We start from the raw sequence: 11,980 nt of genomic DNA, 5'->3' as shown, positions 1-11,980 counted from the left end.
GATGAAGCACGCAAGCGGTTCGCGCCCGCGCTGGCGCCGGCTGCTGCCCTGGCTGCGCTGGGGCGCGGTGGCGCTGCTGGCGTCGCTGTTGCTGCTGGACCTGCTGTTCCCGCTGCCGTTGCCGACCCGGCGCGATGCCAGCGTGCTGGTGGTCGCCCGCGACGGCAGCCCGCTGCGCGCGTTCGCCGATGCCGACGGCGTGTGGCGCTACCCGACCACGCCGGAACAGGTCTCGCCGCTCTACCTGCAGGCCCTGCTCGGTTACGAGGACCGCTGGTTCTGGCGCCATCCCGGCATCAATCCGCTGGCCCTGTTGCGCGCGGGCGGGCAACTGCTGGGCAGCCGGCGCATCGTCTCCGGCGGTTCGACCCTGACCATGCAGGTCGCGCGCATCATCGATCCCGGCTTGCGCGGAGCGCGCACGCGCACGCCCTCGGGCAAGCTGCGCCAGCTGTTGCGCGCGCTGCAACTGGAAGCGCACCTCTCGAAGCGCGAAATCCTGACCCTGTACCTGGATCGCGCGCCGTTCGGCGGCACCATCGAGGGCGTGCAGGCCGCGAGCTGGGCCTACCTCGGCAAGCCGGCGGCGCGGCTCTCGCATGCCGAAGCCGCCTTGCTGGCCGTGCTGCCGCAGGCGCCCAGCCGCTTGCGCCCGGACCGCGCACCGCAAGCCGCGCAGGCGGCGCGCGACAAGCTGCTGGCGCGCATGGCCGGCAGCGGCGCGTGGACGCGCGCGCAGGTGGACGATGCGCGGATCGAACCGGTGGTCTCGCGCAGCCTGCGCCCGCCGATGGACGCCGCGCTGCTCGCGCAGCGCCTGCGCGTCGCGCATCCGGCGGCCGCGCGCATCGCCTCGACCCTGGACCCGGCGTTGCAGCGCACGCTGGAAGAGCGCGTCGCTGCGTATTTCTCCGACCTGCCGCCGCGCACTTCGGCCGCGCTGCTGGTGGTGGACAACGCCAGCCTGGAGGCGCGGGCCTACATCGGCTCGGTCGCGTTCGGCGACAAGCGCCGGCTGGGCGACGTGGACATGGTGCAGGCCTGGCGTTCGCCGGGATCGACGCTCAAGCCCTTCCTCTACGGCATGGCGCTGGACGACGGCCTGATCCACTCGGAAAGCCTGCTGGTGGACGCGCCGCAATCGTTCAGCGGCTACCGGCCGTCGAATTTCGATACCGCGTTCAACGGCCCGGTCGGCGCGGCGGAGGCGCTGCGCCTGTCGCTCAACGTGCCGGCGGTGGACCTGCTGGACCGGGTCGGCCCGGTGCGCTTCGCGGCGCGGCTGGAACGCGGCGGGATCGCGCTGAAATTCCCGCGCGGGGCGAGTCCCAACCTGTCGCTGATCCTCGGCGGCACCGGCGCGCGGCTGGAGGACCTGGTCGGCGCGTTCGCGGCGCTGCATCGCGGCGGCATCGCCGGCCGCGTGCGCTACACCGCCGGCGATCCGCGCATCGAGCGCAGGCTGTTGTCGCCGGGCGCGGCCTGGATCGTGCGCGAGATCCTGGCCGGCAACCCGCGCCCCGGCGAGCGCGACGACACCTTCGATACCGGCCGCCGACCCAGGGTCGCGTGGAAGACCGGCACCAGCTACGGCTTCCGCGATGCCTGGGCGATCGGCGGCACGCGCGGCTACACCGTCGGCGTGTGGGTGGGACGGCCGGACGGCACGCCATTGCCCGGCCAGTACGGCGCGGCGACGGCGCTGCCCTTGCTGTTCGAGGTGGTCGACAGCCTGCCGCGCGGCAACGCCGACCCGCGTCCGCCCAGGCCCGCGAGCGTGTCCGAAACCGAGGTCTGCTGGCCGCTGGGCACCGCCGCCGATGCCCAGCCGCCGGCGTTGTGCCAGAAGCGCCTGCAGGCCTGGGTGCTGGACCAGGCGGTGCCGCCGACCTTCGCCGAACGCGATGCGCGACTATGGAGTCCCGGCATCGAGGTGTTCGCGGCGGATGCGAAGACGGGCATGCGGCTCTCCGCCGACTGCACGATGCCGCACCAGGCGCGCGATGCGCGCATCGCGCGCTGGCCGGCGCTGGCATCGCCGTGGCTGCCGGCCGCATGGCGCGACGCGTCGCGCCTGCCGCCGCTCGCGCCGGATTGCCGCGATGACGGCCGCGATGCCGGCCAATCGCTGCGCATCGAAGGAGTGAACGACGGTGCCACCCTGGCGCGGGCCCCCGGTGCCGTTGGCGGCGTACGCCTTTCCCTGCGTGCGCTGGGCGCCTCGACGCGCGTGCAATGGCTGCTCGATGGGCGCTGGATCGGCGAAACCGCCGGCAGTCAGTCTTTCGTGCGCGACTTCGATGTGGCCGGCCAGCACGAACTCACCGCGCTGGCCGACAACGGCGCCTGGCACGCCCTGCGTTTCCGCGTGCTCGCGCCCTGAGCGCGCGCAGGCGTCAGCCCGGCAGGTTCGCCAGCACGTGCTCGGCGGACGAGACCCGGAACTCGCCCGGCGCCTCCACGAACACCTGTTTCACGATGCCGTTCTCCGCATACAGCGCGAACCGCTTGCTGCGCGTGCCCATCCCGTAGGCGCTGGCGTCCATCTCCAGCCCCAGCAGGCGGGTGAATTCGCCGTTGCCGTCGGACAGCATGCGCAGTCCCGGCGGCACGTGCTGGCTCTCGCCCCAGGCATGCATCACGAACGGGTCGTTGACCGCCATGCAGGCCACGCCGACGCCCTTGTTGCGGAACGCCTCGTAGTGCTCGACGAAGCCGGGCAGGTGGCGTTCGGAACAGGTCGGGGTGAATGCGCCGGGGACCGCGAACAGCACCTGCCTGTTGCCTTCGAACAGGGTGTCGGTGTCGATTTTCTGCACGCCGTCGCGGACGTACTGCAGGATCGCTTCGGGGATGCGTTCGCCGGGTTGAATCGACATCGCTCGGGCCTTATCTCGATGGGGTTGGCGCAGTCTAAACCTTGCCTGCGCCGTCTTCGGATAATCTTGTCGACGCCGCAACCGGCGTCGCGGAGCATGCATGGAATTCAAGGACTACTACGGCATCCTCGGCGTGGAGCCGAGCGCGGGCGATGCGGAGATCAAGACCGCGTATCGCCGCCTTGCCCGCAAGTACCACCCCGACGTCAGCAAGGAAGCGGGCGCCGAGGACAAGTTCAAGGCGGTCAACGAGGCCTACGAGGCCTTGCGCGATCCGGCCAGGCGCAAGGCCTACGACCAGCTGCGCGCCGGCGGCTACCGCCCGGGCGACGAGGTGCGGCCTCCGCCGGGAGGCTTCCATCGCGGACCGGGCGGGCAACCGGATTTCGATTTCGACGAAATCTTCGCCGGCGGCGGCGCCGGCGGCGGGTTCTCGGACTTCTTCGAGCAGATGTTCGGCCGCGGCCGTGGCGGCGCGCAGGCGGGCCCGCGCGGGCCGCAGCCGCCGGGCGATACCCGCGCGCGCTTCGCGGTGCCGCTGGAGGCGGTCTACAACGGCAGCAGCGTGCGCGTCGGCATCAACGGCCGCACGCTGGAGGTGCGCGTGCCCAAGGGCATCAAGCCCGGCCAGTCGATCCGCCTGGCGAAGCAGGGCAACGGCGGCGGCGACCTGCTGCTCGAGATCGAATACGCGGCGAATCCGCAGTTCGAGGTCGATGGCCGCAACGTGGTCCACGTGCTGCCGGTGGCGCCCTGGGAAGCGGCGCTGGGGGCGACGATCAGCGTGCCGACCCTGGGCGGCGCGGTGGAGTTGAAGATTCCCGCCGATTCCGAATCCGGCCGCAAGCTGCGCCTGCGCGGGCGCGGTTTGCCGGGCACGGCGGGCGCGCCGGCCGGCGACCAGATCGTCGAACTGGAAATCCTCGCGCCGCGCGCGCACGACGATGCGCAGCGCGAGGCCTATGCGCGGATGCGCGACGCGTTCGGGGACGACTGGCGGCGCGCCTGAACGCGCGCCAGCGAATGCAAGCCGGGTTGGCGAGCCGGCTGGCTCAGGCCGCGCTGGCGCCGCCCAGGTACTGGGCGATCAGCTCGGAGAGTTCGGACTCGCTGAACGGCTTGGTGATGTAGGCCTTCGCGCCCTGGCGCATGCCCCAGACGCGATCGGTGTCCTGGTCCTTGGTGGTCACCAGGATCACCGGGATGTGCTTGGTGGTGGCCTCGCGGGTGATCGAACGGGTGGCCTGGAAGCCGTTGAGGTTCGGCATCACCACGTCCATCAGGATCAGGTCGGGAATCTCGCGCTTGGCGGCTTCCACCCCGGCGGCGCCATCCTCCGCGGTCAGTGCGTCGTGGCCGAGCTTTTCGACGATGCGGCGGATGCCCATCAGCTGCGAGGGCGAGTCGTCGACGATCAGGATGCGTGCCATTTGGTTTCCCCGTGGTTGCGAGCCGATTGTAGCGGCCGGCGGTGCGCCCGCAAGCGGGTCTGCAAGGATTTTAGAGGCGCACCACGGTACGCCCGAGCGAGCCGCCCGCCAGCATGGTCTCGAAGACGGCGGGCAGTCCGTCCAGGCCGGTTTCGCGGGTGCAGATCGCGTCCAGACCGGCGGGCTTCCATGCCGACGAAAGGCGTTGCCAGACCTCGTCGCGGATGTCGCGGGCGGTGCCGGCCGAAGCCACCCCGAGCAGGGACACGCCGCGGATGATGAAGGGCATCACGGTGGCCGACAGTTCGGGCGATGCCGCAAGACCGGCGCTGGCGACATTGCCGTAGGGCGCGGTCTGCGCCAGCAGCGCGGCCAGCATCGGCCCGCCGACGTTGTCGAGCCCGCCGCCGAAGCGCGCGGACGCCATCGGCGCGGTGGTCGAGAGTGCCTCGCGCCCGAGCACTTCGCTGGCCCCCAGCGATTTCAGGTAGTCCGCATGCTCCGGCTTGCCGCTGACCGCATGCACCTCGTAGCCGGCCTTGCGGAAGATGGCGACCGCCAGCGAACCCACGCCGCCGGTCGCGCCGGTGACCGCGAGCGGGCCGAGCTCCGGCGTCTGCCGGTTCTCGGTCATGCGCAGCAGGGCCAGCGCCGCGGTGAAGCCGGCGGTGCCGAGGATCATCGATTCGCGCAAGGACAGGCCGGCGGGCAGGGCGACCACCCACTTCGCTTGCAGACGCGCGTATTCGCCGTAGCCGCCGTCGCGGGTCTCGCTGAGGCCGCTGCCGGTGACCAGCACGGCATCGCCTTCCCTGAAGGCGGGATCGGTCGATGCCACGACATGGCCGGCGACATCGATGCCGCCGACCAGCGGGAACCGGCGCAGGATCTTGCCCTTGCCGGTGCCGGCCAGCGCATCCTTGAAGTTGACCGAGGAATACGCGGTCTTGACCACCACCTCGCCGGGATTGAGGTCGTCCAGCGCAATGGCTTCGATGCCGCTGCGGTAGCCGGCGGCGTCGTTGTGGATGCGGAAGGCGCGGAAACTCGTCGGCAGGGTCATACGTCGTCCGTGGTCAGCTTGAGTTGGCTGCGGCGCTTCTCGTCCAGCCATTTGTCGGCCTGCGCCGGCTGGTAGCCGCGCATCCAGGCGAGCAGGGCGTCGATGTCGTCGCCGTGCCAGAGATCATTGCGTTGGTCGGGATGCAGGAATCGTTCGCGCATCATGGTGTCCAGCATCGCCATCAGCGGTTGCCAGAAGACGCCGACATCGAGGAAGGCGCAGGGCTTCTTGCCGAGGCCGAGCTGGCGCCAGGTCAGCATCTCGAACATCTCGTCCAGCGTGCCGAAGCCGCCGGGCAGGGCGACGAAGCCGTCGGCCAGTTCGAACATGCGCGCCTTGCGGGTGTGCATGGAGTCGACGACTTCTAGGCGGGTCACGCCGCGGTGCGCGACTTCCCAGTCGACCAGTTGCTGCGGAATCACGCCGATCACTTCGCCACCGTTGTCGAGCACGGCATCGGCGACGATGCCCATCAGGCCGACATTGCCGCCGCCGTACACCAGCGCGATGCCGTCGGCGGCGAGGCGCGCGCCGAGTGCCTTCGCCTGTGCTGCATACGCCGGGTCGCTGCCGGCATTGGAACCGCAATAGACGCAGATCGTGTTCAAGCCGTCGTCCTGAAATGGGTGAGGAGGTATTGCACGCCGCTCATGCCGCTGAAGCCGGCGAGCCCGGCCAGGGCGAAGCACAGCCACGGCTGCCAACCGGCCTTGAGCGACAGGCTCAGCGCCGGGAAAAACAGCAAGCCGCCCAGCACGAACCAGAAGATGTCCATCGACATGCCGGCAACGCGTTGCGCGTCGCGGGTTTCCACGTAGAGCCAGCCCAGCACCAGCAACGAGGTCACCGGCAGCGCCGCCACCAGCGCGCCGAGCACGCCTGGGCGCTTCGACAGCCCGGAGGCGATCAGCACCAGCGCCACCGTGATCGCGAGCTTGAGCAGGAATTGCAGGTTCATGCCCGGATTATCGCGCGCCGGAAACGAAAACGGCGCCACGCGGGCGCCGTTTCGTCGATGCAGCGGATGGAGCGATCAGTTGGCCTTGTGGATCGCCCGCTTGTGCACCGCCATCGCCGCGTCGTGCACGGCTTCGGACAGGCTGGGGTGCGCGTGGCAGATGCGCGCCAGGTCGTCGGCGCTGCCCTTGAACTCCATCGCCAGCACGCCCTCGTGGACCAGTTCGGAGACGTTGGCGCCGACCAGGTGCATGCCGAGGATGGTGTCGGTCTCGGCATCCGCCAGCACCTTCACGAAGCCCGCCGGTTCGGCCATCGCCACCGCGCGGCCGACCGCCGCGAACGGGAAGCTGCCGGCCTTGTAGGCACGGCCCTCGGCCTTCAGCTGCTCCTCGGTCTTGCCGACCCAGGCGATTTCCGGCTCGGTGTAGATCACCCACGGGATGGTGTCGAAGTTGACGTGGCCGGGCAGGCCGGCGATCAGTTCGGCCACCGCGATGCCTTCCTCGAAGCCCTTGTGCGCCAGCATCGGCCCGCGCACGCAGTCGCCGACCGCCCACACGCCGTCCACGCCGGTGTGGCAGTGTTCGTCCACCTCGACCTGGCCGCGCTCGTTGAGCTTCACCCCGGTGCCATCGGCCAGCAGGCCCTTGGTCGCGGCGCGGCGGCCGACGGCGACCAGCAACTTGTCGACCACGATTTCCTGCGCGGCGCCCTTGTCGTCGGTGTAGCTGACGTGCACGCCATCCTTCTTGACCTCGGTGCCGCTGACCTTGCAGCCCAGCTTGATGTCGAGGCCCTGCTTCTTGAACTCGCGGGCGGCGACCTTGCTCACTTCCGCATCGGCGGCGGCCAGGAAATTCGGCAGGCCTTCGAGGATCGTCACTTCCGAACCCAGGCGCTTCCACACGCTGCCCAGCTCCAGCCCGATCACGCCGGCACCGATCACGCCCAGGCGCTTCGGCACGGCTTCGAGATCCAGCGCGCCGACGTTGTCGATGATGTGCTCGCCGAACTTGGCGAACGGCAGCTCGATCGAATCCGAACCGGCGGCGATGATCACGTTGCTGCCGTGCAGTTCGACTTCGCTGCCGTCGTGCTGCTTGACCTTGACGATGTTGCCCGGCTGCAGCTGGCCGTAGCCGTAGAACGCGCTGACCTTGTTGGCCTTGAACAGCGCGGCGATGCCGCCGGTGAACTGCTTCACGATGCCGTCCTTGCGGGCGACCATCTTCTTCACGTCGATCGCGGGCTTGTCGAAGCTGATGCCGTGCTGGTCGAAGAGATGGCCCATGTTCCAGAACTGGCGGCTGGAATCCAGCAGCGCCTTGGACGGGATGCAGCCCACGCGCAGGCAGGTGCCGCCCAGCGCCGGCTTGCCGTCCTTGCCCAGCGCGGCGTCGATGCAGGCGGTCTTCAGGCCCAGCTGCGCGGCGCGGATGGCGGCGTGGTAGCCGGCCGGGCCGGCACCGATCACCACCACATCGAAATTCTGTACTTCGCTCATTGGCAGAGATTCCTTTGCGTTCAAACAGGAAGCCCCGCATCGCGGGGCTTCGTGCGATTACATGCCCAGCAGCATCCGGTGCGGATTCTCGAGCTGGTTCTTGATGTCGACCAGGAACAGCACCGCATCCTTGCCGTCGATGATGCGATGGTCGTAGCTGAGCGCGATGTACATCATCGGCGCGGCGACCACCTGGCCGTTCTCGACGATGGCGCGTTCCTTGATCGCGTGCATGCCGAGGATCGCCGACTGCGGCGGGTTGACGATCGGCGTGCTCATCAGCGAACCGAAGGTGCCGCCGTTGGTGATGGTGAAGGTGCCGCCCTGCAGGTCTTCCAGGCCCAGCTTGCCGTCGCGCGCCTTCTTCGCGTACTCGGCGATCTGGCCCTCGATGTCGGCGAACGACAGGCGCTCGACGTTGCGCACGACCGGCGTGACCAGGCCCTTGTCGGTGGAGACCGCGATGCTGATGTCGGCGTAGCCGTGGTAGATCACGTCGTTGCCGTCGACCGAGGCGTTGACGATCGGGTGGCGCTGCAGCGCGTTGGCGGCGGCCTTGGCGAAGAAGCTCATGAAGCCGAGCTTGATGCCGTTGGCCTTCTCGAAGGACTCGCCCAGCTCCTTGCGCATCGCCATGACCTTGCCCAGGTTGACCTCGTTGAACGAGGTCAGCATGGCGATGCTGTTCTTCGACTGCATCAGGCGTTCGGCGATGCGGGCGCGCATGCGGGTCATCGGCACGCGCTCTTCCGGACGCGCGCCGCCGCCCACGCCGGCGGTCTTGCCGCTGGCGTAGTTGACGATGTCTTCCTTGGTGACCATGCCGCGGCGGCCGGTGCCGGCCACGTCGGCGGGATCCACGCCGGCGGTGGTGGCGGCGAAGCGCGCGCCCGGCGGCAGGTCGTTCGATGCGGCGGCAGGCGCCGGCGCGGCGGCCTTCGCGGGCGCCGGCGCGGCCGGTGCGGCGGCGGCCGGGGCGGGTGCTGCTGCAGCGGCGGCCGGGGCGGCGGCGACGGCGCCTTCCTCGATCACCGCGATGACCTGCTGGCTGGTGACGGTGGCGCCTTCGGCGAACTTGATCTCCTTCAGCACGCCATCGACCGGCGAGGGCACTTCCAGCACCACCTTGTCGGTTTCCAGGTCGAGCAGGTTCTCGTCGCGCTTGACCGCGTCGCCGGCCTTCTTGTGCCAGCTGGCGATGGTGGCGTCGGAAACGGATTCGGGGAGAACCGGGACTTTGACTTCGATGGCCATGAGGGCGTCCTGTCGGAAATGCGGAATATGGAGCTGTGGAAGGGGTCAGTCGACGACGATGTCGCCGGTGACCGGATTGACCAGCGCGTCGGCGACCAGCGCGTTCTGCTCTTCCACGTGCTCGGCCAGGTGGCCGGCGGCGGGCGAGGGCGAACGCGCGCGGCCCGCGTAGTTCAGCGACTGCTTCGGCTGCAGGCAGGCGCGCAGGTGGTGCTGGATCTGGTACCACGCGCCCTGGTTCTGCGGTTCTTCCTGGCACCAGATCACTTCGCTCGCGGCGGCGAAGCGCTTGAGCTCGGCGGTCAGTTCCGGACGCGGGAACGGATACAGCTGCTCGACGCGGACCAGCGCGACATCGGCGATGCCCTGCTTCTGCGCTTCGTCGAGCAGGTCGTAGTAGACCTTGCCCGAGCACACGACCACGCGCTTCACCTTCTTCGCGGTGGCGTTCGTGTCCGGGATCAGGCGCTGGAATTCGCCGTTGGCGAGTTCGTCCAGGGTCGACACCGCCAGCTTGTGGCGCAGCAGCGACTTCGGCGTCATCACCACCAGCGGCTTGCGCGTGCTCATGCGCATCTGCCGGCGGATCATGTGGAAGTCCTGCGCCGGGGTGGTGGGCGCACAGACGATCATGTTCTCCAGCGCGCACAGCTGCAGGAAGCGCTCCAGGCGCGCCGAGCTGTGCTCGGGGCCTTGCCCTTCGTAGCCATGCGGCAGGAACAGGGCCAGGCTGCACAGGCGATCCCACTTCGCTTCGCCGGCGGCCAGGAACTGGTCGATGACCACCTGGGCGCCGTTGGCGAAGTCGCCGAACTGCGCTTCCCAGATGTCCAGGGTCATCGGGTCGGCGGTGGCGTAGCCGTACTCGAAGGCCATCACCGCCTCCTCGCTGAGCAGCGAGTCGATGATGGTCACGTCTTCCTTGTTCTCGACCAGTTCGCGCAGCGGCAGGTAGTAATTGTCGGTGGCCTGGTCGTGCAGGATCGCGTGGCGGTGGAAGAAGGTGCCGCGGCCGCAGTCCTGGCCGACCAGGCGCAGGCGGTAGCCTTCCTTGACCAGCGTCGCGTAGGCCAGGTTCTCGGCGAAGCCCCAATCGCCCGGCTGCTCGCCGGCGGCCATCTTGCGGCGGTCTTCGTAGATCTTGGCCACGCGCGGATGCAGCTTGACCGTGTCCGGGATCGCGTTGATCTGCGCGGCCAGCGCATCCAGCGTCTTGCGCGGAACCCTGGTATCGACCGGATCGGACAGCTTGCCGGCCAGGTACTTCGACCAGTCCACGGTGAATTCGTCGGCCTTGACCTGCACCACGCCGGTGGTCACTTCGCCGGCGTCCAGCTTGTTGCGGTAGCCATCGACCAGCGCCTGCGCGTCGGCCTCGGCGATCGCAGTTTCCGCGGTCAGGCGCGCGGCGTAGAGCTCGCGCGTGGTCTTCATCGCGCGGATCTTCTGGTACATCAGCGGCTGGGTCGCGGCCGGCTCGTCGGCCTCGTTGTGGCCGTGGCGGCGGTAGCAGACCAGGTCGACGACCACGTCCTTGCCGAAGCGCTGGCGGAAGTCGTAGGCCAGTTCGGCCACGAACGCGACCGCTTCCGGATCGTCGCCGTTCACGTGCAGGATCGGCGCACCGATCATCTTGGCGACGTCGGTGCAGTACAGGGTCGAGCGCGCGTCTTCGGTGGCGCTCGTGGTGAAGCCGACCTGGTTGTTGATCACGATGTGGACGGTGCCGCCGACGCGGAACCCGCGCGCCTGCGACATCTGGAACAGTTCCATCACCACGCCCTGGCCGGCGAACGCGGCATCGCCGTGCAGCAGCACCGGCAGCACCTGCTTGCGCTCGCTGTCGCCGCGGCGCAGCTGGCGCGAACGCACGCTGCCGACGACCACCGGATCGACGATCTCCAGGTGCGAGGGATTGAACGCCAGCGCCAGGTGGACCGGGCCGCCCGGGGTGGCGATGTCGGCGGAGAAGCCCATGTGGTACTTCACGTCGCCGGTGTGCGCGTGGTCGCCTTCGCGGGTGTGCTCGAACTTGCCTTCGAATTCGTCGAACAGCTTGCGCGGCGGCTTGCCCAGGGTATTGACCAGCACGTTGAGGCGGCCGCGGTGGGCCATGCCGATCACCATGTCCTTGACGCCGTCGCCGCCGGCGCGCTGGATCATCACGTCCAGCAGCGGGATCAGCGAATCGCCGCCTTCCAGCGAGAAGCGCTTCTGGCCGACGTACTTGGTGTGCAGGTAGCGCTCCAGGCCCTCGGCGGCGGTTAGCCGTTCGAGGATGCGCTTCTTGTCGGCGGCGGTGCGGCCGTAGTTGCCGGCCGCCGTTTCCAGCCGGTCGTACATCCAGCGGCGCTGCTCGGCGTCGGTGATGTGCATGAACTCGGCGCCGACGCTGCCGGCATAGGTCGCCTTCAGCAGGGCCAGCAGTTCGCCCAGCTTCATGCGCTCGCGGCCGGCGACGCCGCCGGTGCTGAACTCGCTGCCGGCATCGCTTTCGGACAGGCGATGGAAGCCCAGCGCCAGGTCCGGCGCATCCGGCTTGACGGTCATGCCGAGCGGATCGAGGTTGGCGGCCAGGTGCCCGCGCGAACGGTAGGCGGTGATCAGCTTGCCGACCGCGCGTTCGCGTTCGTCGCCGGCGCCGGACGCCGACACCACGCCGCGCGCGGCCTGCTTGCCCGCCTCGGCGATCTGGTCGATGACGACCGAATGCGGCACGTCGCCGGCTTCGCGGCCCTTGAGGCCGTCGAAATACTGCTGCCATTTCGGCCCGACGCTGTCGGGCGCGACCAAGTATTGCTCGTACAGATCCTCGATATAGGCGCCATTGGCGCCGAGTTGCGAGGACTGGGCAAATTGCTTCAGGAGACTATCCGCCATGGCGTGGGAG

At 69.2% G+C, this 11,980-nt stretch carries 10 protein-coding genes; 2 read left to right on the top strand and 8 right to left on the bottom strand.

Annotated elements, in window-relative coordinates; genetic code table 11:
- Position 1 precedes the first annotated feature (1 nt).
- Entirely contained in the window at positions 2 to 2,383 is a 2,382-nt protein-coding gene (gene pbpC, locus FHQ07_RS01470; protein ID WP_139715012.1) for a penicillin-binding protein 1C, read from the top strand.
- Positions 2,384 to 2,396: 13 nt separating this feature from the next.
- On the opposite strand, the gene FHQ07_RS01465 is transcribed toward pbpC, so the two are convergent.
- Positions 2,397 to 2,879, bottom strand: coding sequence for a peroxiredoxin (locus tag FHQ07_RS01465; protein ID WP_139715011.1), 483 nt, complete (start codon positions 2,877 to 2,879; stop codon positions 2,397 to 2,399).
- Between the two features lie 100 nt (positions 2,880 to 2,979).
- On the opposite strand from FHQ07_RS01465, the gene FHQ07_RS01460 reads away from it, so the two are divergent.
- Entirely contained in the window at positions 2,980 to 3,888 is a 909-nt protein-coding gene (locus FHQ07_RS01460; RefSeq protein WP_139715010.1) for a DnaJ C-terminal domain-containing protein, read from the top strand.
- A gap of 43 nt (positions 3,889 to 3,931) precedes the next feature.
- Here the strand turns inward: FHQ07_RS01460 and FHQ07_RS01455 are convergent, their stop codons facing one another.
- The 7 genes from FHQ07_RS01455 to FHQ07_RS01425 form a co-directional block, all read right to left on the bottom strand.
- Positions 3,932 to 4,309, bottom strand: coding sequence for a response regulator (locus FHQ07_RS01455; protein WP_139715009.1), 378 nt, complete (start codon positions 4,307 to 4,309; stop codon positions 3,932 to 3,934).
- A gap of 70 nt (positions 4,310 to 4,379) precedes the next feature.
- Positions 4,380 to 5,372 carry a YhdH/YhfP family quinone oxidoreductase gene (locus FHQ07_RS01450; protein ID WP_139715008.1) on the bottom strand — a complete coding sequence of 331 codons (993 nt, stop codon included), beginning with the start codon at positions 5,370 to 5,372 and terminating at the stop codon, positions 4,380 to 4,382.
- Entirely contained in the window at positions 5,369 to 5,980 is a 612-nt protein-coding gene (locus FHQ07_RS01445; protein WP_139715007.1) for an LOG family protein, read from the bottom strand. The genes FHQ07_RS01450 and FHQ07_RS01445 overlap by 4 nt, the downstream gene beginning before the upstream one ends.
- Entirely contained in the window at positions 5,977 to 6,330 is a 354-nt protein-coding gene (locus FHQ07_RS01440) for a DUF3147 family protein (RefSeq protein WP_139715006.1), read from the bottom strand. Before FHQ07_RS01440 ends, FHQ07_RS01445 begins: the two co-directional genes overlap by 4 nt.
- A 75-nt stretch (positions 6,331 to 6,405) precedes the next feature.
- Complete coding sequence (gene lpdA / locus FHQ07_RS01435) at positions 6,406 to 7,836, bottom strand: dihydrolipoyl dehydrogenase (RefSeq protein ID WP_139715005.1); 1,431 nt, start codon at positions 7,834 to 7,836, stop codon at positions 6,406 to 6,408.
- 57 nt (positions 7,837 to 7,893) lie between these two features.
- The gene (gene sucB, locus FHQ07_RS01430) at positions 7,894 to 9,090 is read right to left on the bottom strand and encodes a dihydrolipoyllysine-residue succinyltransferase (protein ID WP_139715004.1); all 1,197 of its coding nucleotides are present in this window, start codon (positions 9,088 to 9,090) and stop codon (positions 7,894 to 7,896) included.
- 45 nt (positions 9,091 to 9,135) lie between these two features.
- Positions 9,136 to 11,970, bottom strand: coding sequence for a 2-oxoglutarate dehydrogenase E1 component (locus FHQ07_RS01425; RefSeq protein ID WP_139715003.1), 2,835 nt, complete (start codon positions 11,968 to 11,970; stop codon positions 9,136 to 9,138).
- Between the last annotated feature and the right edge of the window lie 10 nt (positions 11,971 to 11,980).

The organism is Thermomonas aquatica (genome assembly GCF_006337105.1).
GTDB lineage: Bacteria > Pseudomonadota > Gammaproteobacteria > Xanthomonadales > Xanthomonadaceae > Thermomonas > Thermomonas aquatica.
The sequence above is the reverse complement of the archived record's forward strand: the minus strand, read 5'-3'. Positions and strand labels throughout refer to the sequence as shown.